This is a genomic window from Rhodococcus sp. 21391 (assembly GCF_016772255.1).
GTDB classification, from domain to species: Bacteria; Actinomycetota; Actinomycetes; order Mycobacteriales; family Mycobacteriaceae; genus Rhodococcus_F; species Rhodococcus_F opacus.
This window is the reverse complement of record NZ_CP063781.1, coordinates 890,484-914,953: the sequence shown is the minus strand read 5'-3', so window position 1 is coordinate 914,953 and position 24,470 is coordinate 890,484. Positions and strand designations below refer to the sequence as shown.

Annotated in this window: 27 protein-coding genes; 5 read left to right on the top strand and 22 right to left on the bottom strand. The window is 68.2% G+C overall.

What is annotated here, in order from left to right; translation table 11 throughout:
• Window positions 1–62: 62 nt before the first annotated feature.
• From hemC to GO592_RS04275, 4 genes are all read right to left on the bottom strand, one after another.
• Window positions 63–1,028, bottom strand: a complete 966-nt coding sequence (hemC, locus tag GO592_RS04290; protein WP_007300748.1) for a hydroxymethylbilane synthase — start codon at window positions 1,026–1,028, stop codon at window positions 63–65.
• Window positions 1,025–2,464, bottom strand: coding sequence for a glutamyl-tRNA reductase (locus tag GO592_RS04285; RefSeq protein WP_007300747.1), 1,440 nt, complete (start codon window positions 2,462–2,464; stop codon window positions 1,025–1,027). Before GO592_RS04285 ends, hemC begins: the two co-directional genes overlap by 4 nt.
• Window positions 2,461–3,315, bottom strand: a complete 855-nt coding sequence (locus GO592_RS04280) for a redox-sensing transcriptional repressor Rex (RefSeq protein ID WP_007300746.1) — start codon at window positions 3,313–3,315, stop codon at window positions 2,461–2,463. Before GO592_RS04280 ends, GO592_RS04285 begins: the two co-directional genes overlap by 4 nt.
• A gap of 140 nt (window positions 3,316–3,455) precedes the next feature.
• Window positions 3,456–3,716 carry a glutaredoxin family protein gene (locus tag GO592_RS04275; protein ID WP_005258381.1) on the bottom strand — a complete coding sequence of 87 codons (261 nt, stop codon included), beginning with the start codon at window positions 3,714–3,716 and terminating at the stop codon, window positions 3,456–3,458.
• A gap of 179 nt (window positions 3,717–3,895) precedes the next feature.
• Here GO592_RS04275 and GO592_RS04270 point away from each other — a divergent pair, with 179 nt between their 5' ends.
• Window positions 3,896–4,882, top strand: a complete 987-nt coding sequence (locus GO592_RS04270) for an HAD family hydrolase (RefSeq protein ID WP_005258382.1) — start codon at window positions 3,896–3,898, stop codon at window positions 4,880–4,882.
• Between the two features lie 17 nt (window positions 4,883–4,899).
• Here GO592_RS04270 and GO592_RS04265 read toward each other — a convergent pair whose 3' ends face one another.
• The 10 genes from GO592_RS04265 to GO592_RS04220 all read right to left on the bottom strand — a co-directional run bounded on the left by GO592_RS04265 (window position 4,900) and on the right by GO592_RS04220 (window position 13,419).
• Window positions 4,900–5,919: a lysophospholipid acyltransferase family protein gene (locus tag GO592_RS04265; protein WP_007300745.1), complete on the bottom strand. Its 1,020-nt coding sequence runs from the start codon at window positions 5,917–5,919 to the stop codon at window positions 4,900–4,902.
• Window positions 5,916–6,959, bottom strand: a complete 1,044-nt coding sequence (locus tag GO592_RS04260) for an NAD-dependent epimerase/dehydratase family protein (protein WP_007300744.1) — start codon at window positions 6,957–6,959, stop codon at window positions 5,916–5,918. Before GO592_RS04260 ends, GO592_RS04265 begins: the two co-directional genes overlap by 4 nt.
• Before the next feature lie 197 nt (window positions 6,960–7,156).
• A complete protein-coding gene (locus GO592_RS04255) occupies window positions 7,157–7,258 on the bottom strand; it encodes a 30S ribosomal protein bS22 (protein ID WP_003402602.1) in 102 nt (33 codons plus the stop codon).
• Window positions 7,259–7,478: 220 nt separating this feature from the next.
• The gene (locus tag GO592_RS04250; RefSeq protein WP_005258384.1) at window positions 7,479–7,715 is read right to left on the bottom strand and encodes a helix-turn-helix domain-containing protein; all 237 of its coding nucleotides are present in this window, start codon (window positions 7,713–7,715) and stop codon (window positions 7,479–7,481) included.
• A 125-nt stretch (window positions 7,716–7,840) separates the two neighbouring features.
• Complete coding sequence (proC, locus tag GO592_RS04245) at window positions 7,841–8,656, bottom strand: pyrroline-5-carboxylate reductase (RefSeq protein ID WP_007300743.1); 816 nt, start codon at window positions 8,654–8,656, stop codon at window positions 7,841–7,843.
• Between the two features lie 36 nt (window positions 8,657–8,692).
• Window positions 8,693–9,535, bottom strand: coding sequence for a thioesterase family protein (locus GO592_RS04240; RefSeq protein WP_007300742.1), 843 nt, complete (start codon window positions 9,533–9,535; stop codon window positions 8,693–8,695).
• A complete protein-coding gene (locus tag GO592_RS04235; RefSeq protein WP_007300741.1) occupies window positions 9,532–10,167 on the bottom strand; it encodes a MerR family transcriptional regulator in 636 nt (211 codons plus the stop codon). The genes GO592_RS04240 and GO592_RS04235 overlap by 4 nt, the downstream gene beginning before the upstream one ends.
• A gap of 108 nt (window positions 10,168–10,275) precedes the next feature.
• A complete protein-coding gene (locus GO592_RS04230; RefSeq protein ID WP_050998705.1) occupies window positions 10,276–11,217 on the bottom strand; it encodes a sugar phosphate isomerase/epimerase family protein in 942 nt (313 codons plus the stop codon).
• Between the two features lie 7 nt (window positions 11,218–11,224).
• Window positions 11,225–12,469 carry a hypothetical protein gene (locus GO592_RS04225; RefSeq protein WP_007300739.1) on the bottom strand — a complete coding sequence of 415 codons (1,245 nt, stop codon included), beginning with the start codon at window positions 12,467–12,469 and terminating at the stop codon, window positions 11,225–11,227.
• A complete protein-coding gene (locus GO592_RS04220; protein WP_037204265.1) occupies window positions 12,466–13,419 on the bottom strand; it encodes a Ppx/GppA phosphatase family protein in 954 nt (317 codons plus the stop codon). The genes GO592_RS04225 and GO592_RS04220 overlap by 4 nt, the downstream gene beginning before the upstream one ends.
• A 66-nt stretch (window positions 13,420–13,485) precedes the next feature.
• Here GO592_RS04220 and GO592_RS04215 point away from each other — a divergent pair, with 66 nt between their 5' ends.
• Both GO592_RS04215 and GO592_RS04210 read left to right on the top strand, forming a co-directional pair.
• Window positions 13,486–14,271 (top strand): hypothetical protein, encoded by a 786-nt coding sequence (locus tag GO592_RS04215; protein ID WP_007300738.1) that lies wholly within the window; start codon window positions 13,486–13,488, stop codon window positions 14,269–14,271.
• A gap of 69 nt (window positions 14,272–14,340) precedes the next feature.
• Window positions 14,341–14,676 carry a hypothetical protein gene (locus GO592_RS04210; RefSeq protein ID WP_005258391.1) on the top strand — a complete coding sequence of 112 codons (336 nt, stop codon included), beginning with the start codon at window positions 14,341–14,343 and terminating at the stop codon, window positions 14,674–14,676.
• 84 nt (window positions 14,677–14,760) lie between these two features.
• Here GO592_RS04210 and GO592_RS04205 read toward each other — a convergent pair whose 3' ends face one another.
• From GO592_RS04205 to GO592_RS04170, 8 genes are all read right to left on the bottom strand, one after another.
• Window positions 14,761–15,450, bottom strand: a complete 690-nt coding sequence (locus GO592_RS04205) for a response regulator transcription factor (RefSeq protein WP_005251956.1) — start codon at window positions 15,448–15,450, stop codon at window positions 14,761–14,763.
• Window positions 15,447–16,640, bottom strand: coding sequence for a sensor histidine kinase (locus GO592_RS04200; RefSeq protein WP_007300737.1), 1,194 nt, complete (start codon window positions 16,638–16,640; stop codon window positions 15,447–15,449). Before GO592_RS04200 ends, GO592_RS04205 begins: the two co-directional genes overlap by 4 nt.
• A 149-nt stretch (window positions 16,641–16,789) precedes the next feature.
• Window positions 16,790–17,545: a phosphoglyceromutase gene (locus tag GO592_RS04195; protein ID WP_169692668.1), complete on the bottom strand. Its 756-nt coding sequence runs from the start codon at window positions 17,543–17,545 to the stop codon at window positions 16,790–16,792.
• A 43-nt stretch (window positions 17,546–17,588) separates the two neighbouring features.
• The gene (locus GO592_RS04190) at window positions 17,589–19,181 is read right to left on the bottom strand and encodes an AMP-binding protein (protein ID WP_007300736.1); all 1,593 of its coding nucleotides are present in this window, start codon (window positions 19,179–19,181) and stop codon (window positions 17,589–17,591) included.
• Window positions 19,182–19,331: 150 nt separating this feature from the next.
• Window positions 19,332–19,823: a YbjN domain-containing protein gene (locus tag GO592_RS04185; RefSeq protein ID WP_005258397.1), complete on the bottom strand. Its 492-nt coding sequence runs from the start codon at window positions 19,821–19,823 to the stop codon at window positions 19,332–19,334.
• A complete protein-coding gene (gene mshA / locus GO592_RS04180; RefSeq protein WP_193385511.1) occupies window positions 19,820–21,178 on the bottom strand; it encodes a D-inositol-3-phosphate glycosyltransferase in 1,359 nt (452 codons plus the stop codon). Before mshA ends, GO592_RS04185 begins: the two co-directional genes overlap by 4 nt.
• A 12-nt stretch (window positions 21,179–21,190) precedes the next feature.
• Window positions 21,191–22,018: an alpha/beta fold hydrolase gene (locus GO592_RS04175; protein ID WP_039952858.1), complete on the bottom strand. Its 828-nt coding sequence runs from the start codon at window positions 22,016–22,018 to the stop codon at window positions 21,191–21,193.
• Window positions 21,964–23,166, bottom strand: a complete 1,203-nt coding sequence (locus tag GO592_RS04170) for an MFS transporter (protein ID WP_039952857.1) — start codon at window positions 23,164–23,166, stop codon at window positions 21,964–21,966. Before GO592_RS04170 ends, GO592_RS04175 begins: the two co-directional genes overlap by 55 nt.
• A 56-nt stretch (window positions 23,167–23,222) precedes the next feature.
• Here GO592_RS04170 and GO592_RS04165 point away from each other — a divergent pair, with 56 nt between their 5' ends.
• Window positions 23,223–23,996, top strand: coding sequence for a PIG-L family deacetylase (locus GO592_RS04165; RefSeq protein WP_007300732.1), 774 nt, complete (start codon window positions 23,223–23,225; stop codon window positions 23,994–23,996).
• 67 nt (window positions 23,997–24,063) lie between these two features.
• A complete protein-coding gene (locus tag GO592_RS04160) occupies window positions 24,064–24,468 on the top strand; it encodes a PaaI family thioesterase (RefSeq protein WP_005251933.1) in 405 nt (134 codons plus the stop codon).
• The last annotated feature ends 2 nt before the right edge of the window (window positions 24,469–24,470 follow it).

The following is a 24,470-nucleotide window of genomic DNA, read 5'->3' as shown; positions in this document are numbered from 1 at the left end:
GTGCGATCATGTGTCGAGATGGGTACAGGAAGCGGATCGGCCGATCAGTCGGCCTTCGCACATCAAACATCGGCATCACCGGCCTCGGTGACATTCATCAGCTCCCGCGCACCGAGCTCGAGAAGCTCGCGCGCGACGGAGCGGCCGAGTTCTTCGGCGTTCTCCGGGGAGCCCACGGCCCCCGTGCGTATGACGTCGGAACCGTCGATGGCTGCGGCGCAGCCCCGGACGGACAGTTCGTCGAAGATGCGGCCGTCGTCGTCGAGTGATTCGACGACCTCGGCGATGGCGCCGACGGGCGCGGTGCAGCCGGCCTCGAGCTCGGCGAGCAGTGCGCGTTCCGCCGTGACGGCTGCGCGGCTGTTCGGGTCGTCGAGCTCCGACAGGATCGCGACGAGCGCTGTGTTCGCCGACAGGCATTCGACGGCGAGCGCGCCCTGCGCGGGTGCGGGCAGCATCTGGACCGGTTCGATGGACTCGGTGATCAGGTCCAGTCGTCCGATCCGCGCCAGGCCCGCTCGGGCGAGGACGACCGCGTCGAGTTCGCCGGACTCGACCTTGCCGAGGCGCCGCTGCAGGTTGCCGCGCAGCGGGCGGATGTCGAGGCCGAGGCCCAGCGCCCGGAGCTGCGACGTGCGCCGCGGTGCGGACGTGCCGACCTTCGAACCGGCGGGCAGTTCACCGAGTACCAGTCCGTCGCGGGCCACGAGCGCGTCGCGGGGATCCTCGCGCGGCGGGATGGCGGCAATGGTGAACCGTTCGTCGGGGGCGGTCGGCAGGTCCTTGTAGGAGTGGACGGCCACGTCGACGCGTCCGTCGGCGAGCGCTTCCCGGAGTTCGGCGGTGAAGACGCCGACTCCGATCTTCTCCACCGATTCCATGGACTGGTCGCCCTTGGTCTTGATGATGACGAGCTCGGCGTCGTGCCCGGCCGAGATCAGTGCGTCACGCACGGTTCCGGCCTGGGTGGTCGCGAGCTCACTCCCACGGGTTCCGATCCGCAGCGTACGGGTGCCGACGGCGCTCATGCCTGCGATTCCTTCCCATGGTTGTCGTCTGTGACGAAGCGGCGCAGGCGCGGGTCCTGGCCGGCGATGAAGCCATCCGTGATGTCGATGGCGCTCAGGTCGGTGGCGCCGCCGAGGTCGGTGGGCTTGGCGACGGCCTCGACGGACCCGGGGCTGAGTTCGAACAGCTCACGCAGGGCGGCGGCGTAGGAGTCGCCACCGGGTGCGGAGGCGAGCTGCTTCACCCTGACCGTGGGAGCGTGGAGGAGTTTGTCGACCACTCGCCGCACGGTGCGTGCGACCTCGTCGCGCTCGGGGTCGTCGAGTCCGGGCAGACGCGAATCCAGGCGCATCAGCTCCGCCTCGACCACGTCCGCGGCGCGCTGGCGCAGGGCGGTGACGGTCGGCGTGACCTCCGCCAGCCGCTGGCCGGCGAGGTAGTTGGCGAGTTCGGCGGCGACGATCGTCCGGGCGGCGTCGGCGTCGGATGCGGCGGCGCCTGCGGCGGGATCGCGCTGCAGCGATTCCATGTCGAGGACGGTGACCCCGGGCAGGCCCGACACGGCGGGCTCCACGTCGCGGGGCAGTCCGAGGTCGCAGATGACGAGGGGGCGTTCGGCGTCGCGGCCGGGCTGTACCAGCGCCCGGTGGGTGTCCGCGAGCGTGACGACGGCGCCGACCGCGCCGGTACAGGTCACGAGGACGTCCGCCTGGGCCATCGCGGCCGGGAGTTCACTCAGCTCGAGGGCATCCGCCTCCACACCGTTGGACCGGGCGGTGTCGGCGAGGTGCTCCGCACGCTCCTTGGTGCGATTCACGACGACGATGCGGCCGATCCCGGCACGCGTGAGGTGCGCGACCGACAGGCCACCCATGGATCCGGCGCCGACCACGACGGCGGTGCGTCCGGCCAGTCCGCCGTCGCCGACGATGCCGGCAGCCCGGTCGAGGGCCACGGACACGACGGACGCGCCCGCCGAGTCGATGCCCGTCTCCGAGTGCACCCGCTTGCCGACGCGCAGCGCCTGCTGCGCGAGTTCGTGCAGCGTGCGGCCCGCGGCCTGCTGGGCGTCGGAAGACGCGTAGGCGGTCCTGATCTGCCCCAGGATCTGCTGCTCGCCGATCACCATCGAGTCGAGGCCGCTGGCCACGGCGAACAGGTGCTCCGCCGCAGCCTCGCTGTAGCGGACGTACGCGTGCCGGTGCAGATCGGTGAGATCCAGCCCGGAGTGGTCGGCAAGCAATTCGCCGACCTCGGACAGCGCACCGTGGAACGCATCGACGACGGCGTAGATCTCCACCCGGTTGCAGGTGGAGACGATCATCGCCTCCGAGATGTGCGACGACGCCAGAAGCTTGTCCGTCAGCTTCGGGCGATCGGTGTCGGTGACAGCTACCCGCTCGAGAACCGGCACCGGGGCCGTCCTGTGCGAGACCCCGACAAGCAGAACACTCACGGCGCGATCACTGATCCGTTTCTTGGTGCGGTGGACGGGACAGCCGAATGTCCGATGCGGACGCGGGGAGCGGTGGGGACCGATTCCGTGTTGCGTGCGCTGTTGAACGAGAGGACCTGCATTTCGACCGCGAGGTCGACGCGGCGCATCTCGACGTGATCGGGGACGTCGAGCGAAGTCGGGGAGAAGCTGAGGATGCAGCGCAGTCCGGCGCGCACCAGACGGTCGGCGACTTCCTGCGCCGCCTCGTCGGGCGTCGAGATGACACCGATGGTGGCCTCGAGTTCGGCGCAGGCCTGTTCGAGTTCGTCGACGTGCCGCACGGTGAGGTCGCCCACCGGCGCACCGACCCGCGCCGGGTCGCTGTCGAACAGTCCGACCATGGAGAACCCGCGACGGCCGAAGCCGCCGTAGCCGGCGAGCGCCTGGCCGAGGTTTCCGACGCCGACGAGCACCACCTTGTGTCCGCGGTCCAGGCCGAGTGCTCGCTCGATGCGGGCCCGCAGGCGCGTCACGTCGTAGCCGACGCCGCGCACACCGTTCGGCCCCAGGAAGGAAAGGTCCTTGCGGAGCTTCGCGGAACCGACACCGGAAGCGGCGGCGAGTTCTTCGCTCGAGACGATGATCGTGCCGCGTTCCGTCAGCACTCCGAGGACCCGCAGGTACGTCGCGAGGCGCGTCACCGTAGCCTGGGGGATGTCCCGCGATTCGGGGAGCGGAGCCGCGCCGGCGACCGAGGGGGCCGGAGACCCGACCACAGACTGCCCGACCGCCCCCGTGACGCCAGGGGCCACAGACCCATGCGTCTGGTGCGTTTCGGTCACGTCGTTGGCTCCTCGTCCGACCGGCATTCGATGCCGTTCTTCACGATGCTCCGGGGAATTGTTCACACCACGGTAACTGCTTGTGAACCCATGCACAAAGTCGCTGCGACTGCGCGACATGCGGTCCTACCTGCACGGCATCGGAAGATCCCCCTTTTAGGGTTCCCTTACTTGCGTAAATCCGAGCGAAGGCGCTCTTCGTCGACCTCCCAGTAACTGTGCTCACGTCCGTCGAGCAATACCACCGGCAATCGGTCGCCGAATTCGGCCCGCAATTCGGGGTCCGTGGCCGCCGCCTCGTCGACGTCTATGCACGTCAGTTCCAGCCCGAACTCCTCGCACACCACCAGCAGCCGCTCGCGGGCCGGCGCGCACGCACCGCACCCCGCCCTCGTGAGAAGCGTCACCTCGTGTCCGTCCGTGCTCATGCCTCGCCACTTCCTTTCGACGGGTCCGGTGGAGTCACTGTGCCGTTTCGGGGTCCACAGACGCCAATCGACTCGGAGATGAACGTCACACAGTCCCCCCTGCACGGCCATCCACCCGCCCCGTCCCCGATTCGGGGGATAGGCTGCTCCCAGAGGCTTCTGCGATACGGGAGGTGCGAGTGCCTGCGCGATCACTACCGAACGGCACGGGTTTCGGTTCAGGTCTGGCGGGGATCATCCTCCCGGGCCGACGCCAGTTCAGGAATCCGCTGGGACCCAGCGAAGCCGAGGTACGTGCCAACGTCGCAGGTGAGGCGAGTGCCGATGCGGCCCTCGCACTTCACGTCGCGTCCGGCGAGGATACCGAGGTGGTGGAACACGACGTTCCTCTCGACCTCACGGCGGCCGCGTTCTTCGACGTCGACAACACGATGGTCCAGGGCGCCTCGATCATCCACTTCGCCCGCGGACTCGCGGCCCGCAAGTACCTGAAGACGTCCGACCTCGTGGACTTCGCGTGGAAGCAGATCAAGTTCCGCATCACCGGCAAGGAGAGCAGCGACGACGTCGCCTCCGGCCGGGAGAAGGCCCTCTCCTTCGTCTCCGGACGGTCGACGGCCGAGCTCGCCCGGCTCGGTGAGGAGATCTATGACGAGGTGATCGCCGACAAGATCTGGCCCGGCACCCGCGCACTGGCGCAGATGCACCTCGACGCCGGTCAGCAGGTGTGGCTCGTCACCGCGACCCCGGTGGAGCTGGCCCAGGTCATCGCGAAACGCCTCGGCCTCACGGGGGCCCTCGGCACGGTGGCCGAGAGCGAGGACGGGATGTTCACAGGGCGTCTGGTCGGCGACATCCTGCACGGCCTCGGCAAGGCGCACGCCGTGCGCGCCCTGGCCGTCCGCGAGGGGCTCAATCTCAAGCGCTGCACCGCGTACTCGGACAGTCACAACGACGTACCGATGCTGTCGCTCGTCGGCACGGCCGTCGCGATCAACCCCGACACCGATCTGCGCGAGCTCGCCAAGAACCGGGGCTGGGAGATCCGCGACTTCCGGACCGGACGCAAGGCTGCCAAGATCGGCGTCCCCACGGCGCTGCTCCTCGGCGCTGCCGGCGGCGCACTCGCCGCGATCGTCGCGCGCCGCCGCGAACAGGCGGCCTGAGCCGCCGGTTCAGCGATTCAGCCGAGGAACACGTTGCGGCGCTTCGCGAGGAGCCGGTAGAGCGTCTGCTGGATGGTCTCCCGGACGTGGTCGGTGACCTCGAACAGTTCCATCGGATCGTCGGCCGCCGCCACGTCGTAGGTGTCGGTGACGATCGGCTTGCCGAACTCGATGTACCACTTCGACGGCAGCGGAACGAGGCCGAGCGGTCCGAAGTGCGGGAACAGCGGGGTCACCGGGAAGTACGGCATCCCCAGCAGCCGGGCGAGCGTCCCCAGTTCGCCGATCTTCGGGTAGATCTCCTCGGACCCGACGATCGAGCACGGAATGATGGGCGCACCGGTCCGCATGGCGGCGGACACGAAACCGCCGCGGCCGAACCGCTGCAGCTTGTAGCGTTCGCTGAACGGTTTGCCGATGCCCTTGAAACCTTCGGGGAACACGGCCGCGACCTCCCCGTCCTGCAGGAGGCGCACGGCGTCCGGGTGGCACGCGAGGGTGTGCCCGGCCTTGCGGGCGACACCGCCGACCAGCGGCATCTCGAAGGCCAGATCGGCGGCCAGCATCCGCAGCGGGCGATGCGCGGGGTGATGGTCGTGGACGGCAACGGACGTCATCAGACCGTCGATGGGCAGGACACCGGCATGGTTGGCGACCACCAGCGCGCCACCGGTCGACGGGATGTTCTCCAGACCGCTGACCTCGACGCGGAACCACTTGTCGAACAGCGGCCGCAGGATCGGGAGCCACACGTTCTCGGCGAAGTGCGGGTCGTAGCCGAAGTCGTCGACGTGATAGTCACCCGACAGCCGGCGGCGCACGAACTCGGCGGTGTTGACGATCTGCTCGGCCAGGGCGTTGCGGACGGCGTCGACGGCCGAGGACTCGGTGACGGGCTCGGGTGGGGTGATCACGGGGGGTGGAGGCATCGCGGACGGATGTCGGCTCTCGCTCTGCTCACGCCTCGAACGTCCGATAGCGGCCCCGCGCGCGGCTGTCGCACCGTGCAACGGAATGACCTTCGCCACTTCGTTCACCTCTCTCCTTTCGCCGTGCCGGTAAGAGCGAGTAGTGCGTTTTCTGCTGCGTCGACCCATTCGTTCTTGATGATCGGCTTGACGCCTGCCGCGCGAGCGAAGTCGTCGAGCGCCTGCATCGAGGTCCACCGTGGCTCGAAGGATAGTTCGCTTCGCATGCGGGTGGTGTCGAGTCCGCAACCGAAGTGGAAGTACTCGAGTTGCTCGGTGGTGTACGACCGCATCACCGGACCCATCAGCGCACGTCCGACGTTGCGGAACAACCCGAACGGCATCGGGACCTCGATCCGCCCGGCGCGACGGATGGCCTGGGACATCATGACCACGCCGTCGCCGGCGACGTTGAACGTGCCCGCCGGACCCCACACCGTGGCCCGTTCCAGTGCGGCGAGCGCGTCCTCCTCGTGCAGCACCTGCAGGCGTGCGTCGCGTCCGAGAATGGTCGGCACCACCGGTGAGGTGAGGTACTGCGCGACGGTCGCGTTGAGGCGGGGCCCGACCAGCGGTGCGAGGCGGAGAATCGACACGGCGATGTCGGGGCGCCTGCGCCCCATTCCGCGCAGATATCCTTCGATCTCGATGCAGTCCCGTGCGTAGGCGCCCGCGGGACGCCGCCGGGCACTCATTTCCTCGGTGAACTTGGCCGGGTCCTTGGCGCTGCAGCCGTACACCACGGAGGCCGAGCGCAGCACGACCTTCCGGACCGTCGGCGCCTTCTGGCAGACGGCGAACAACTGCATCGCGCCGATGACGTTCATGTCCTTCATGGCCGCGCGACTGCCCGACTTCGGCGGGCGCGCCAGCGTCGACGCGTGCACCACGGTGTCGACCTCGGCGTTGCGAATGACCTTGCCGATCAAGGGATTCCGGATGTCGGCGCGCACGAACTCGGCGCGGCCCATGCGGCGCAGCATGTCCTTGCTCGGCGACACCGCGTCCACCGCGATGACCCGCTCGATGTCCGGATTCTGAGCGAGCCGGGTGACCAGGTACCCACCCAGAAACCTGCTTGCCCCGGTGACCAGCACGACGCGCGGCACCGCCGTTCGCGTAGTACTGTCTCCGTCACTCACAACCACTAGGACCCCCGATCACGTAGCGAGTGACGTCAACGATACGTGCAGGAGGGGGATGGCGCTCCGCACAACGACAATTGGTCGGCCGCCCAATACGCGGAGGGGTCGGCGAAACGACGGATGCCCGCCACCGGAGGTGACGGGCATCCAGACGCAACTCTTTACTTACCGAGTTTCCTGCGCTGCACTCGGGTGCGGCGAAGCAGCTTGCGGTGCTTCTTCTTCGACATGCGCTTGCGTCGCTTCTTGATCACTGAACCCATAGCGGGTGTCCCTCACGTTCTTCTCTAGCGTTCCTGCGCACGCCGGTCACGTACGCCTGCGCCGCTCTGGCGCCTGGGCCTCGTTTTAACTAGCTCAGCGCCTTACGACACCAGCTGGCTGGTACGACAGTCGCTAATCGTACCGGTGCGGGTCCTCTCTCTGAAAACTAGGTCGCACCGCAACCGGCGAAACCGAGGTGACCCTCTTCGTGCCGATCGGTCAACCGGCGTCGAAGTACGAGGTTTCGAGGTAGTCGTGCACTGCTTTCGCATGCACTCTGAACGAGCGGCCCACACGGACGGCGGGCAGTTCGCCGCTGTGCACCAACCGATACACAGTCATCTTGGACACTCTCATCAGCGTCGCTACCTCGGCGACGGTGAGAAATTGCGTTCCGGCCAGTGCCGGTTGTCCGTCCGGGGCCGAGCCCTTGGATGGCTTTTTTGCAGACGTCATCAACCACTTACCTCCGGCACGTCTCGCGCCGCCGGCTTCCCCTCCGGCGGAACAGACACGCACGTGCTACTTCGAGCTTAGCGGGACGGATGGGGTTACTGCGACGGGTGTGGGCAATCGAATATTCATTCGGTTGACGTGCCGAGTTCGGCGGAACGAATCTTCGCGGCTTCGAGAGCGTCGAAAAAAGCTGTTCGGAGCCCGTTTCCTTCCAGCTGGCGGATCGCCGCCGCGGTGGTTCCGCCGGGCGAAGTCACGGCGGCACGAAGTTCGGTTGCGCTCTCCCCCGACCTGTCGAGCATTGCTGCGGAGCCGACCATGGTCTGCACGACCAGTTCGGATGCGGTCGCCCGGGTCAGTCCGAGCCCGACGCCCGCCTCGATCATGGCCTCGGCTACCAGGAAGAAATAGGCCGGACCGGAGCCGGAGACGGCGGTGACGGCATCGATCTGCGATTCGGGGACGACGACGACCTTGCCGACCGACGACAGGACGCCGCGCACCAGTTCGAGGTGCTCCTTCTTCACGTGCCTGCCGGGTGCGAGCACGCTGACGCCCTCACCGACCAGCATGGGCGTGTTGGGCATGACCCGGACCACCGGGAACCCGGCGGGCAGTCTCGTCTCGTAGAAGGCGGTGGGGATACCGGCGGCGAGCGACACGAGCAACTGCTCGCGCTCGCCGTCGAGTTCCACCTTGGACACCTCGGTGAGCGCGGCCTCGACGTCGCCCGGCTTGACGGCCATCACGATGACGTCGGCGCCTTCGGCGGCGTCGGAGGGAGTGGTGACGCGCACCGAGTACGCCGCGGCCAGCTCGTCGGCGCGCGCCGGATGCTGCTCGGCCACCACCAGATCCTTGACGGCGTGACCTGCCTGCAGAAGCCCCGAGATGAGGGCCTCGCCGATCTTGCCGCCTCCGATTACCGCAATTCTCGTCATGCCGAACAGCCTGCCACGACGCTCTGCGGCGCCTTCCTAGCGGGGGATCATCGCCAATTGCCGGCTCTGCACGACGATCGCCCCGGTGGAGTCGAGGACGGTGTGGTCCTCCTCGAACCACGCGTCGCCGAGCACCGTGCTGCTGGCCATCACGCGCAGCCACCCCGGTGCCGGCTGCCTGCGCAGGTAGGTGGTCAGCTGCACCGTGGGCGCCCAGCCGAACATGCCGCGGTTCATCGTCACGGGGGCGCTGATGTCTCCGGTCATGATTGCGAACAGGGCCGCCGTGTAGGGATCGTCCTCGTCGCCCGCGCGCGGTCGCACCCACATGCGCACCTCGGGTTCGCCCTGGTTGCCGGTCAGGAAGTGCGCTGACGTCCCGTCGACCCGCATGTCGCAGCCCTGCGACACGTGGACGATCTGCCCCATCGGATGGTCGGCCGTGAGCACGACGGCATCGGCGGGCGGTTCCACCGGGAGCTGGGACAGGGCGTGGTCGCCGTTGTACTGCGGCTCCCCCACGTCGGGGACGCCGAGCGTGACCGACGCGTGCACGGCCACGCGGTCGCCCTGCATCAGCTCCACGTCGACGAACGACACCTGCTTGCCCTGCTTGCGCAGCGTCGTCGACAGTGTCACCTCGCCGGGATCGGGAGCGGACAGGTAGTTGGCACCGACCGCGAGGGGCTGCACCCGGGACAGCTCGGCGTCGCCGTTCTCGTCTAGCAGTCGCCTGCGGGCCGCGGCCGCGCAGAGCGACATCATCGAACCGCCGTGCACCTTGGGGCCGATCGTCCAGATCGGGTCGATCGACGCCTGATAGGTCCCGTCACCGGCAGCGGTGAGGACGTTGAGGTCGCGGAAGGGAGTTGAGCTCACTGCTGATCCTGTTCTTCGGGGTTCCGGAGACGCTTCTGCGCGACGTCCTGGTGTGCGAGGCGGCGCATCGCGGCGATCACCGGCTCGTAGATGGCCGTGCCGAGCACCGCGTAGCGGATCGCGTCCTCGGCCGATTCGGTGGGCATGAGTCCGATGTCGATCTCGGCGATTCCGCGCACGTGCCGCCCGTAGGCCTCGAGCCGCTCCTCGGTCATCGGGATGCCTGCTTCTTCGAGCCCCTCGAGCGCGCGTTCGAGCTGGCCGACCGCGACGTACCGCGGGTCGTACACCTGCCCGAGCCTGTCGAGGACGGCGCGTGCCCGCGGGAACTCGTCCGTGTCGTCGGCGGAGGCGTCGAGGTAGGGCGGGAGTTGCGCGATGGCCTCGCCGAGCACCTCGAACAGCGAGCCGTGGGGATGGTCGACGAGCCGGAGGATCTCCCGGATGCGCGGAATCGGGAGTCCGGCTCCGGCCAGCGCCTTGACGAGGCCCAGCCGCTCGACGTGCTTCTCGCCGTACCGGGCCTGGGTGGCGCTCGTCGCCTCGCCCGGCATCAGCAGACCTTCGCGCAGGTAGTACTTCACCGTCGCGAGCGGAACGCCGGTACGGGCGACCAACTCGGAAACGCGCACGGCCCCTCCTTCGGCTCGTCGACTCTCGACCTCGGATACCCCACCGCTAGATACTAAAACTATCCAATATGGCGACGAGCCTACCGCAGCAGTGACGCGGCAGATATCTCAGGTGTCGTCGTGATCGCCACCGGAGTGGCTGCGGGGCGACCCCGAGGCGGCGCGACCCGGTTCGAGGTGCTCCCGGGCGAACGCCAGCGCCTGCGCGAGCATCGAGGACCGTTCCCGCTGTGTCCGGGCGTTCTGCGTGTTGATCTCGATCACCGCCTGCCCGTCGAATCCGGTGTCGACGAGATGACGGCACAACTGCGCGCACGGCTGGGCGCCGTGGCCGGGGATCAGGTGCTCGTCCATCGACGCGCCCCGACCGTCGGCGAGGTGAAGATGCGCGAGGCCCTCCCCCATACGCTCCGCCAGCTTCATCGCGTCCATTCCGGCCGTGGCCGTGTGGGACAGATCCAGGGTGTAGTGGGCGTGTCCCGAATCGGTGGGGTCGTAGGACGGGCTGAACGCCGACAGCGCCGCCCCCGGTCCGCCCCGCTTCCGGAGCCGCTGCGCGGACCTCTCCTTGCTGCCGAAGAAACCGTCCGCCCGCATCGGGAACATGTTCTCCACCGCGACGACCACATCGCTGCGCTGTTCCAGTTCGGCCACCTGATCGGCGAATCCCTCGGCGTACCGGCGCTGCCAGCGGAACGGGGGGTGCACCACAACACTCGTCGCCCCGAGCGACTCGGCGGTGCGGACGGAACGCTCCAGCTTCGCGACCGGGTCGGCACCCCACACCCGCTGCGAGATGAGCAGGCACGGCGCGTGGATCGCCTGGACCGGAATCGCGTACCTGCGCACCAGCCCGGCAACGGCCCCGATGTCCTGGCTGACCGATTCGGCCCACACCATCAGTTCGACGCCGTCGTATCCCAGATCGGCCGCATACCGGAACGCAGCCTCCGTGTTCTCCGGGTACACCGAGGCCGTCGACAGGCCCACCAGTACCTTCCGCCCGCGCGGTGACGGTCGAACCTGCCCGTGCCCACTGTCCCCGACCATGAGCAACTCAGCCCGACGCAAGCATGAAGGCTAACGGCCCCAGAGTGACGATCATCCCGACCACGACGGCGATCACGAAGCTGGTGATGTCGTCGGTGCGACGCAGGATGCGGACCATCGCGACCAGTCCCACGATGACGAGCAGCGCCAGAATCAGCGCGACCCACGGAAAGACGTCCCACAGCTTCTCGAAACCCTTGAAGAGCAGGGCCCCGGCGATCACGGCTACGACGCCCTGACCGATGAGGACGGCCCACTCGCGGGTGGAGTTCTCGCCTGCCTCGTCCTGCTTGCCCGCCTTCTCCGCTTTCGCGGTCTCGGCCTTCTCTGCCTTCGCCTCCTTGCGGGAACGGCGAGGGCTCTCGGGCTTCTGCGCGTCGCCCTCGCGCTTCTCGGTGTCCGCGTCGTCGGTGGCGGCCTCGATGAGGTCCGTCTCCTCGCCCGCGTTCGCCGCGTCCGAGTCCCGGGACTGCCGCATCAGGTCACCGGCCAGAGTCGAGCCGGACAGCAGCGCGGGTTCGGGCTTCGCCTTGGCGGGAGCCTCGGGCTTCGGCGTCTCGACGAACTTCGACGCGCCGTTCGTCGGCGCTGCGGGACCGGCCTTCGTTGCGGTTCCGGTTTTCACCGGCGCCTCCGTTTTCGCCGGCACCTCGGGCTTGGCAGGCGCGGCGGGCTTGGCAGGCGCTGCGGTCTTCGCCGCCGGTTCGGCCTTGGCCGGGGTGTCGGGCTTCGGCGCCGGCTTCACGCGGGGAGCGGCGACGGTCGGCGCGGGCTCCGGCTTCTTCACGGCCGGGGCGGCCACGGTGGGCGCCGGTGCGGGCGCGGCGGCCTCGGGCGCCGGCCGTTCCTTCTGGACGGAGCGGCTGACCCAGGTTCCCTGGTGATCACGCGACGTCCCACCCGACACCACTCCGCGGCCACGACCGGCGGGGCGACTGGCGATGGGCTCGTCGTCATCGTCTTCGTCGTCGACGGGAGCCTTGAATACTGCGGTGCGCCCGTCTGCACGCACGGACGGCGCCGCCGGTGCGGTGGTGCGCGGCGGCTCGGGCGCGGCAGATTCCGGTTCGGGTTCGGGTTCGAGTGCCCGCGAATCGGACGGATCCCGAACTACCGGAATTTCGCCGGTCAGCTCGGCAACGGAGATTCCCCCCTTGACGCCGCGACGACGCCGCCCGCCCCGGGACTCCACCTGCTGTCCGTTGCGTTTGAGCAGCTCTGAAACAGAGATCTGCTGACTGTCCTCGGTCATCGAGCACCCACCATCAATTCACCGCCCATTTCCGTATCGAGCTTGCGAAGGATCAAACCCTCACGCAGAGCCCAGGGGCAGATTTCCAGTTCTTCCACGCCCAGTGCTCTCATGCTGGCCTCCGCAACGAGTGCTCCGGCCACGATCTGCTGCGACCTGTCGGAGCTCACCCCTTCCAATTCTGCACGGTCCGAGGCCGTCATCCGCGAAATGAAAGCTATGAGTTGCCTGAGACCGCTGGCGGTGAGGGTGCGCTTGACCCGCGGGCCCGCGCCGGAGGGTGCCGCGCCCGTCAGCCGGGCCAGCGAGCGGAACGTCTTGGACGTGCCGACGGCCCGATCCCACTGCCCCGCCGCGCGCAGTTCCTTGGACGGGACGGTCAGTTCGGCGTCCAGCCAATCCCTCAGCACGGCCACCCGACGCTTGCCCGGCGGGTCGGCTTCGAGCCAGTCCCGGGTGAGCCGTCCCGCGCCGAGTTGCAGCGACAGCGCGACGTCCGGGTCCTCGTCACCACCCGCCGTCAGCTCGAGGGATCCGCCTCCGATGTCGAGGTTCAGGATGCGGCCCGCGCTCCACCCGAACCAGCGGCGCACAGCGAGGAACGTCAGCCGGGCCTCGTCGACACCCGACAGAACCTCGAGTGCCACCCCGGTCTCGGTGTGCACTCGCTCGAGCACGGCGTCCGAATTGTTGGCGTCGCGCACGGCGGAGGTGGCGAACGCCATGAGCTCACCGCACCCCGACGTCTTCGCGATGCTGGCGAAGTCTGACACCGTCGATACCAGGCGATCCGCACCCTGGGGGGTGATGTCACCCCGGTCGTCGGTGTTCTCCGCCAACCGCAGAGTCGACTTGGTCGAACTCATCGGTGTGGGGTGGCCGCCCCTGTGGGCGTCCACTACGAGAAGATGGACGGTGTTGCTTCCGACGTCGAGTACCCCTAGTCGCACATTGACACGGTACTGGGTCTACCGTCGGGCTTTGTGACAGCACGTAAAGCAGGGCGTTCACACAAGATGACGCCCAGCCCGGAAGTACCCCTCGACTTCGCTCGTGAATGGGTCGAGTTTCCCGATCCCGACAACGCCGAGCACATCATCGCCGCGGACATGACGTGGCTGCTCTCGCACTGGACCTGCGTGTTCGGCACCCCCGCCTGCCAGGGCATCATCGGCGACAGGCCCGACGACGGCTGCTGTTCCCACGGCGCGTTCCTCTCCGACGAGGAGGACCTGGAGAAGCTGAACCGGTCAGTGAAGATGCTCACACCCGCGGACTGGCAGTTCATGGAGAAGGGTCTCGGCAAGAAGGGTTACGTCGAGGAGGACGACCTCGAGGACGAGCCCGCGCTGCGCACCCGCCGGTATCAGGGCGCCTGCATCTTCCTGAACCGCCCCGGCTTCGAGGGCGGCGTCGGTTGCGCGCTCCACTCGATGGCACTCAAGCGCGGAATCGAACCACTCGAGGTCAAGCCCGACGTGTGCTGGCAGCTCCCGATCCGCCGCACTCAGGAGTGGGTCGAACGCCCGGACGGCGAGCAGATCCTCAAGACCACCATCAGCGAGTACGACCGGCGCGGCTGGGGCGAGGGCGGCTCGGACCTGGACTGGTACTGCTCGGGCTCCCCCGACGCCCACGTGGGCGCCAAGGCCGTCTGGCAGTCGTACGCACCCGAGCTGACGGAACTGCTCGGCAAGGCCGCGTACTCGGAGCTGGCGAAGATGTGCAAACGCAGGGCCGGCCTCGGCCTCGTCGCCGTCCATCCCGCCACCGCCGCGGCGCAGAAGAAGGCTGCCGAGTAACGCATCAGACCCACCGGTCGATTTACCCGTCACGGCCCCATTCCGGGCACAGCCATGACAGGAGAGATCATGTTCGCTCGAATTCTGACCGGTGCCCTGTTGACCGCCGCCGCGACGCTCGCCCTCGCGCCGACCGCGTCCGCCCAGCCGACCCCGGACTGGAACACCTTCTACGACAAGACGGCCAACTTCGTCGCACCGTTCGATCCGGGTGCCTTCGGCGACAAGGGTGACCGGGCAATTGTGCTGAGCCCGTACGGCACCGGTCGGGTCATCGAGTGCAAGGGCGACGGACACTACGTCGCGGTCTACTGCAGGCAGTTCGACGACCAGGGTCGCGAGCACGCCATCACGCAGATCATCTCGGCGCCGTTTCGCGGCGTCTACGTGTACAACCCGTTCTGACACGCCCACGAATTCGTCAGCCGCACAGGCAATTTCCTGCGCGGCTGACGAATTCGTTTGCAACTGTGGCGGATCGGCGTCCGCTCACGCCTCCAGTTTGTAGCCCAGGCCGCGGACGGTGACGAGATGCTCCGGCTTGGCCGGGTCGGTCTCGATCTTCGAGCGCAGACGCTTGACGTGCACGTCGAGGGTCTTGGTGTCGCCGACATAGTCCGCGCCCCACACCCGGTCGATCAGCTGCCCGCGGGTGAGCACCCGGCCCGAGTTCCGCAGCAGGTACTCGAGGAGGTCGAACTCCTTGAGCGGCAGCGTGACGGCCTCGCCGTTCACCTGGACCACGTGACGTTCGACGTCCATCCGGACCGGTCCCGCCTCGAGGACGGCCGAGTCCTGTGCGACGTCGAGTTCGCTGTCGACGCCGCGGCGCAGCACCGCGCGGATGCGGGCGATCAGTTCCCGCGCCGAGTACGGCTTGGTCACGTAGTCGTCGGCGCCGAGTTCGAGGCCCACCACCTTGTCGATCTCGCTGTCCCGTGCCGTCACCATGATGACGGGGACACCGGACCGGCTGCGGAGCTGCTTGCAGACGTCCGTGCCGCTCATGCCGGGCAGCATGAGGTCGAGGAGGACGATGTCGGCACCGGCCCGGTCGAACTCGGCGAGCGCGGACGGTCCGTCGCCCACGATCGTCGTCTCGAATCCTTCCTTGCGTAACAGGAATGCCAATGGGTCGGCCAGTGACTCCTCGTCTTCCACGATCAGCACACTTGTCATCGCTTGGCCTCCATACCGGTTTCTCTCTTCCCGACGTTTCCGCCCTCGGCGTCCACTGTCTCGATGTGTGCAGGAATCTGCAGGGTAAACGTCGAACCTGTTCCGGGCTTGCTCCACAGGTCGATCGATCCGTTGTGGTTGGCGGCCACGTGTTTGACGATCGCGAGGCCGAGTCCCGTTCCGCCGGTCGCGCGGGCCCGCGCCTTGTCGACGCGGAAGAAGCGTTCGAACACGCGCTCCTGGTCGGCCTTGGCGATGCCTTCGCCGCGGTCGGTCACCGAGATCGCCACGTTGTCGCCGCGGATCGACCGGCTCACCGAGACGGGGGTGCCCTTCGGCGAATAGGCGATGGCGTTCTGCACCAGGTTGGACAGCGCTGTGACGAGGAGGGCGCGGTCGCCGAGCACTTCGTAGCCGCTGTTGTGGTCCGTCGTGACGGCGATGCCGGCGGCTTCCGCGGAGATCCTGCAACGCTGCAGCGCCTCGTCCACCACCTCGTCGACCGAGACGGCCTCGAGGTCGGGCAGTTTCTCGGCGCCCTGCAGCCGCGACAGCGCGATCAGTTCGGTGACCATCTTGCCGAGCCGCACGGATTCACTGAGCACGCGTTCGCCGAAGTGCCGGACCGAATCGGGGTCGTCCGCCGATTCGAGGAGTGCCTCCGCCAGCAGACCCATCGCGCCGACCGGGGTCTTGAGCTCGTGGCTGACGTTGGCGACGAAGTCGCGGCGGGTCGCCTCCATCCGCACCTGCTCGGAGTCGTCGTCGGCGAACAGGACCACGAAGTTGTGATCTTCCTTGCTGAGCAGACGTGCGGTGCCGCGCACCGCGATCCGATCGCGTCCGCGCTGCGGGTTCTTGGTACTCAGGTCGACCTCGACGGGTTCGCCGGTCTCGAGGACCCGGAGCGCCGCCACCCACGCCCGGTCGTCGACGAGCCGGTTCCGCACCAAGCCCAGCTCCTCCGCGCGGGGGTTGAACAGGACGACGTCGTGGAACTGGTCGACCACGGCGATGCCGCTCTCGGACGCCAGCACGATCAGGTCGAGCACCTGCGACATCGTGAGCCCGGACTGCTCTTCCATGCGCTGCGCCTGCCGGGTGGACAGCATGGGGATCAGCACGCCACCGACGAGGTAACCGACGAAGCCGCCCACGATGGCAAGCAAGACGGCCTGAACAACACTCACGCCTGAATCGTACGTTCGTGCGGCGGGCCGGTTACGCCGGGACCGGGCATTTCCGCACACGTCACACGCGGCAACCGGAGTCTTCGTCCGCAGTTAACCTGCCGTTGGCCGGACGTCCCGCGAACGCGACGTCCGGCCGGTCGCACGGGTTACTTCCCGCCCTGGTTCGCGACCGCGGCGGCGCCCGCGGCAGCGGCCTCGGGGTCGAGGTACGTGCCACCGGGGTTGAGCGGCTTCAGGTTCTCGTCCAGGTCGTAGCGCAGCGGGATGCCCGTCGGGATGTTCAGGCCCGCGATGTCCTCGTCGGAGATTCCGTCGAGGTGCTTGACGAGGGCGCGCAGCGAGTTGCCGTGCGCGGTGATCAGCACGGTCTTGCCCGCCTTCAGGTCGGCGGAGATGGTGTCTTCCCAGTACGGGATCAGGCGGACGACGACGTCCTTCAGGCACTCCGTCAGTGGGACCTCATCGAGGTTCGCGTAGCGGGGATCGGTGTCCTGGCTGTACTCGCTGCCGGCCTCGATCGGCGGCGGCGGGGTGTCGTAGCTGCGGCGCCACAGCATGAACTGCTCGTCGCCGTACTTGTCCTTGACCTGCGCCTTGTTGCGTCCCTGCAGGGCACCGTAGTGGCGCTCGTTGAGACGCCAGTCGCGGGTGACGGGAATCCAGTGCCGGTCGGCGGTGTCGAGCGCGATGTTGGCGGTGCTGATCGCGCGGCGCAGCAGCGACGTGTACAGCACGTCGGGGAGCAGGTTGTGCTCGAGCAGCAATTCGCCGGCACGCTTGCCCTCGGCGATGCCCTTATCGGTCAGGTGGACGTCCACCCAGCCGGTGAACAAGTTGAGCGCATTCCATTCGCTCTCGCCGTGGCGGAGCAGCACAAGGGTTCCGGTACTCATGCCGTTCATCCTGGCATGCCTCCCGGAACCCTCGCGCCGTGAACCCCTGCCGTCAGCTCCGGCCGGCCTCGCTTGCCCGGAGATCCTTGCGGAGGATCTTGCCCGCGGCGGACTTCGGCACCAGGTCGATGAACTCGACCTTGCGGACTTTCTTGTGCGGCGACACCCTCTCGGCGACGAACGCGATGACCGCAGCCTCGTCCAGGTCGGCGCCTTGCTGGCGGACGACGAACGCCTTCGGCACCTCCTCACCCTCGTCGTCGAGAACCCCGATGACGGCGGCGTCGGCGATCTGCGGGTGCGTCAACAGCAACGCCTCCAGTTCGGCGGGCGGCACCTGGTAACCCTTGTACTTGATGAGCTCCTTCATCCGGTCCACGATCGTCACCACACCTTCGGAGTCGACGGTCGCGATGTCCCCGGTGTGCAGGTACCCGTCCGCATCCAGGGTCTCCGCGGTGGCCTCGTCGTTGCCGAGGTACCCGGCCATGATGTTCGGGCCCTTGCACCACAACTCACCCGGCTCACTGACACCCTCCGCCGGGTAGGCGACCTCCTCCCCGGTGGCCGGGTCGACCAGCTTGCACTCCATGTTCGCGATCGACGGACCCACCGAGTCCAGGGCGATGTCGTCACGGTCGAACGGGATCGCGTGCGAGACCGGGCTCATCTCCGACATCCCGTAGCCCTGCCGCACCCGGCACCCGAGCCGGTTCGCGACGGCCTTGCCCAGCTCCTGATCCAGCGGGGCGGCGCCGGAGAAGATCGAATGCACGCTCGACAGGTCGTAATCGTCGACCAGCGGATGCTTTGCCAACGCCACCGCGACCGGCGGGGCGATGAACACATACGTGCACTTCTGCCCGGACACGATCTTCAGGAATTCGACCAGGTCGAACTTCGGCATCGTCACCAAGCTCGCCCGGTTGTACAGGGCCGCGTTCAGCAGCACCGTCATCCCGTAGATGTGGAAGAACGGCAGCACCGCGAGCAGTTTATCGTCGGCACCGATGCCCATCCGCGGGTTGATCTGACACACATTCGCCACCAGGTTGCGGTGCGTGAGCATCACCCCCTTGGGCCGGCCGGTGGTCCCGGACGAGTACGGCAGCACCGCCAGCTGGGTCGCCGGATCGAACGACACCTCCGGGGCGGGGGCGCCCTCGGCCAGCAGATCTTTCAGCGACGGGTGCCCGTCGGCGCCGTCGAGGACGATCACGTTCTCTACCGGGATCCCGACGCGGGCCGCGGCATCCTTGGCCTGCGGCAGCAGTGGGGAGACGGTGAACAGGAACTTCGCCTTCGAGTCGGTGAGCTGCTTGGCGATGTCCTCCGCGGTGTAGAGGGCGTTGATGGTGGTCGCGACACCCCCGGCCCGCAGGATCCCGTGGAACACCGACGCGAACGCGGGAACGTTCGGCGAATGCAGACCCACCACCTCGCCGACGGCGAGACCGCGCTCGGCCAACGCCCCGGCGACCCCGTCGATCTGGGCGATGAGCGACCGGTAGGTGGTGACCGCGCCGGAGGCACCGTCGATCAGCGCGGGCCGGTCCCCATCGGCCGGGTCGACTTGACCGAAAAGGAAATCGTAGACACTGAGGTTCGGAATCTCGACGTCCGGAAACGGGCTCTTGAAGCTCACTGGGGCCTCTCCCTCGAAGTGTTGCAGCAGCAGTTGTCGGTACAAGTTTCTGTGAACATCGGAAACATGTACCTAACCTGTGACAACAGTCACAAGCTCGTCGCAACTCTACCCGTGCGTATTTCGCGTCCGCGGGCGGTCAACCAGCACTCAGGGCTGCGAGTCCTCGATGAGATGTTCGAACGGTTTCAGGTTCGCCAGCGACTCCCCGCGTGAGACGCGCCACTCCCACTCGCGCTTGATGGAACCGGCGAAACCGAGTTCGAGGAGAGTGTTGAAGTCGCCGTCGGCCGCCTCGAGCACCTGCCCGAGAATCCGGTCCAGTTCGTCCGCGGTCACCGCGTGCTCGGCGATCTGGCCGACCAGGTAGATGTCACCGATCTTGTCGATCGTGTACGCCACCGAGTACAGCCGGCGATTGCGCCGCAGCAGGTACTTGTAGACGCCTTCGAAGTTCTCGTCGGGCTTGCGGCAGACGAACGCTTCGACGCGCAGACCGTGCTTGCCGACGGTCAGGAGCGTGGTGGTCTTGAGCTTGCGCTCGCCGGGCAACTCGACGATGAAGTGCGTCGAGTCCTTCCTCGTGAAGTCCATCTCACGTTCGGTCAGGGCGGACTCGATCACGTCGGCCAGGTCGCTCATGCGCGCACTCCCCCGGCCCTGCGCAGCTTCCACAGTCCGCGTCCGCGACGCGGTGAGAATTCGCTGGGGCCGTGTCCGTAGTTGTAGTTGACGGTCGCCATCCGATAACTCTCGAGGAGTCCGTCGGCGGTGTGTTCCCAGGAGAAATTCTCCGCGTGACGCGGCGCCTCGGCGGCCAGCGCGGCGAGCCTGCCGGGTTCGGAGACCAGCGACTGCAACGCCGCCGCCCAGTCCTCGGTGCGGTGCCCGTCCACGAGCAGCCCGGTCTCGCCGTTCCGGACGGCGACGCCGAGACCGCCCACGTTCGCGGCGATCACCGGCGTGCCACAGGCCTGCGCCTCGATGGCCACCAGCCCGAACGACTCCGAATAACTCGGCACCGCAACGAGATCCGAGGCCCGGTACACGTCGACGAGCCGATCGGGCGCCTGCGGCGGGAGGAATGTCACCCACGCGGCGATGCCGAGCGAGGACGCGAGTTCGATCAACGCGTCCGGCCGGGCCAGCCCGGAACCGGACGGACCGCCGACCACGAGCACCCGCAGTGTCGATTCGGGGTCTCGGGCGATCAGTTCGGCGGCGGCGCGGAGCAGGACGTCGGGCGCCTTGAGCGGCTGGATGCGTCCGACGAACGTCACGACGGTCTCGCGCGGGTCGAGTCCCAGCTTCGCCCGGGCGGCGGCCCGGTCACCCGGCCGGTACCGCGTCAGATCTGCGCCGGGCGCCACCACGTCGATCCGGTTCGGGTCGGCGCCGTAATGGCGGACCAGCTGATCGGATTCCTCGGTGGTGTTGGCCACGAGCCGGTCGGACTCGGCCACCACCTGCTGCTCGCCGATCTGGCGGGCGGCCGGTTCGGGAGTGTCACCGTCGGCCAGCGACAGATTCTTGACCGCGGCGAGCGTGTGCGCGGTGTGCACGAGCGGCACACCCCAGCGGTCGCGGGCGAGCCAGCCGACCTGCCCCGACAACCAGTAGTGCGAGTGCACCACGTTGTAGTAGCCCGGTTCGTGGCGGGCCTCCTCGCGGAGCACCCCGGCGACGAACGCGCAGAGCTGTGTGGGCAGATCCTGCTTGTCCAGCCCCTCGAACGGGCCCGCTACGACGTTCCGGACGAGGACCCCCGGCGCCGCTTCCTGTACCGGTGCGTCGGCGGACGACGTGGCCCGGGTGAAGATTTCCACCTCGACGCCGCGACGCGCCATTTGGATGGCGGACTGCAGCACGTAGACGTTCATGCCGCCCGCATCGCCGGTACCGGGCTGCGCCAGTGGTGAGGTGTGGACCGAGAGAACGGCCACCCTGCGGGGGCGCGAGTTGTGCATGGGCGTCACCACTCCATAGTGCTCCCTCACCGATCGGCCCCTTTAACCGAGGTTGTCGACGAACTCGCCGACCTCCTTCACGAACCTCTCGGGATCCTCCACGAACGGTCCGTGATCGCAGCCTTCCCAGAACGACGCCCGCGCCTGCGGGATCAGTTCTGCAGCGTGCCTACCAGCCGAGACATCGACGACGGAGTCCTCGGTGCCGTGCAGGACGAGCACCGGCACGTCGAGGGACCGGAGCAGGTCGTCGTGGCTCGCGGACCGATTGAAGAGGGCGGCCCGCACCCGGGGCGGGGTGGTGAGGCTGGCCCCGAACAGCGCCTGCGACTGTGCGCCCTTGCCTTCCGGCGGTCCGGTGAGCGCGTTGCCGAATGCACCCAGCGCGCGGATCGCCTCGCGCGGTTCCTCGGACATCGCGCTGGGGATCGCCGCGCGCATCGCGGCACCGACCTTGCCGCCTGCCTCCCCGCGACCGATGCTGGTGATGGCTCCGACGAGGACCACACCGTCGACGGCGGACGTGCCGTGCGACGCCAGGTAGTCGCAGATCACGAGGCCGCCGTAGGACCAGCCGAGGAGCACGGCGCCCGACGTGACACCTTCGGCCGTGAGTACCGCGTCGACGTCCCCGGCCCAGATCGCGGAGTCGGCGTAGCCGGTGTCGGGCGCACCCGAGTAGCCGTGTCCGCGAAGGTCGACGGCGATGACGCGGTAGCGGGCCGCGAGTTCGTCGAGCACCCCGGGGCCCCAGCACTTCGAGGACTGCGCCCAACCGTGCAGAAGCACCAGGGCCCGCGCGTCGGGGTCACCGGTCACCGAGTAGACGAGGGGCGTTCCGTCGACGCCGACTGTTTCACGAATAGCCATGGGGTCACCATAGAGGCCAGCAGCGCGGCGACCGCCGCCACCGCGTAACCCGCCGTCGTGCCGAATTCGTCGATCATCCGGCCCGCGAGTGCCGATCCCACGGCGACGCCGACACCCAGCCCGGTGACGATCCAGGTGATGCCCTCGGTCAGCGCGGCCGCGGGCACGATCTGCTCGACGAGACCGGTCGTGACGATCATGATCGGCGCCACCGTCATCCCCGCTACCGCGTAGGCGACGGCGAGCGCCGGAATGCTGTCCGCCAGAAGGAGTGGAACCGTCAGCACTGCCACCGCGAGGACCGCGACCATCAGCTGTTTCCGGAGCGACGCCGACACCCGGATCGCGCCGAACACGATGCCCGCCACAGCGGAACCCGCCGCGAACAGGGCGAGCACCACGGTGGCGGAGGCGGGTGCGTGGTGGCTTCGGGTGAAGGCGATGGCACCGACGTCGATGACACCGAAGATCGTGCCCATCGACACCATCACCGCCACGAGGATCCACACGGCGGGCGTCCGGACGACGGACGGGCGGCCGTCGTGCGTTGCTGCATGCACGGGGGGCTCGGTGCCGCGCTGAGCGACGAGCGCGAGCGTGCCGACCACCAGCAGGACGAGACCCGCGAGCGGTCCCGCCTCGGGGAACACCGTGACGGACAATCCGACGGAGACCACCGGTCCCGCGATGAAGCACAGCTCGTCCACCACCGCCTCGAACGCGAACGCCGTCCGCAGCAGTGGCGTTCCGCGGTACAGCTCGGTCCAGCGGGCGCGCACCATCGCACCGATCGTGGGCATGCAGCCGGCGGGAACTGCCCACACGAACAGCACCCAGTCGGGCGTCCCGAACCGGACGCACAACAGCATCGCGGCGATGGACGTCACGCTGATCCCCGACGCGACGGGAAGGACACGGGACTGCCCGTACCGGTCCACCGCCCGGGACACGACCGGCGTGATGAACGCGTAGGTCAGCGCGAACACCGCGGCGAGGGCACCGGCCAGTGCGTAGTCGCCGCGCAGTTCGGACAGCATCGTGACGATGCCGATGCCGACCATGGCGATCGGTACCCGCGCAACGAATCCTGCGGCGGAGAACGCTGCGGAGCCGGGGGCGGCGAAGATCTGACGATAGGTACCGAGCACGCGTCGAGCCTCACAGATCGTGGCCGCGACTTCCAGCACGTGCAAGTATTGCGCTCATGAGTGTCCTGGTGTGTTTCCACGCCCATCCCGACGACGAAGTGTTCACCACGGGCGGCGTCATGCGTCAGGCCGCCGACGCCGGTCATCGCGTCGTCGTCGTCACCGCGACGGACGGGGCGCTCGGCGAGGCCCCCGACGGAATCCTGACCGACGGCGAATCACTCGCCGAACGTCGGCGCCGCGAGCTGGAGGAGTCGACGTCGCTGCTCGGCGCCCAGCGTGTGGTGCTGCTCCACTACGCGGATTCCGGGATGGCGGGAACGCCGGAGAACGAGAACCCCGCCGCGTTCTGCAACGTCGACGTCGAGGAGGCCGCTGCCCGGCTGGCCGCGATCCTCGTCGAGGAATCCGCCGACGTGGTCACCATCTACGACCCCAACGGTGGCTACGGTCATCCCGATCATGTCCAGGTGCATCACGTGGGCATCCGGGCCGCCGAACTGGCCGGTGTGCCGCACGTCTACGAGGCCGCCGTGAGCCGCGACCACCTCCGGCGGCTCATGGCCGCGAATCCGGAGTGGTCCGAGAACGCCCAGCCACCGGACCTCGACACGTTCGGTCTGCCGGACTCCGAGATCACCACGGTCGTGGACGTCACCTCGGCCATGGACGCCAAGCGTGCCGCGATGCACGCGCACGCCACCCAGATCGGGGATTTCGGCCCGTTCCTGCAGATGCCCGAGGAGCAGTTGCGGGCGGCGTTCGGTCAGGAATGGTTCCGCCGTCGCGGGGCACCGGCCGGGCTCGCGGAGTCTTCGCTGCCCCTCTGATCAGCCGGCCCGGGTATCTCCGCGAACCGCCTGCGCGGGTTCGGTTCCGCGCCTAGCATCCACGGGTATGGATCCCGCTGATCTCGTCGCGACCATGCCGTTCGCCGTGCATACCGGGGTCCGCCTCACGAAGGCCGCGCCCGAAGAGGTCGTCGGGCACCTCGAGTGGGAACAGCACCGCACGACCGCGGGAAACGGCATGCACGGCGGGGCGCTGATGACCCTCGCCGACAGTGTCGGAGCGGTCTGCGCGTTTCTCAATCTTCCGGCGGGGGCATCCACGTCGACCACGAGTTCGAGCACGGTGTTCACCCGCGGCGTCCGCAAGGGCACCGTCACCGCGACGGCGCGGCCGCTGCACGCCGGACGAACCACGGTCGCCGTCGTCACCGAACTGCGGGACGACGAGGATCGACTCGTGGCGCAGGTGACGCAGTCGCAGGCGGTGCTGCACCCCCAGCCGGGAAGCTGACC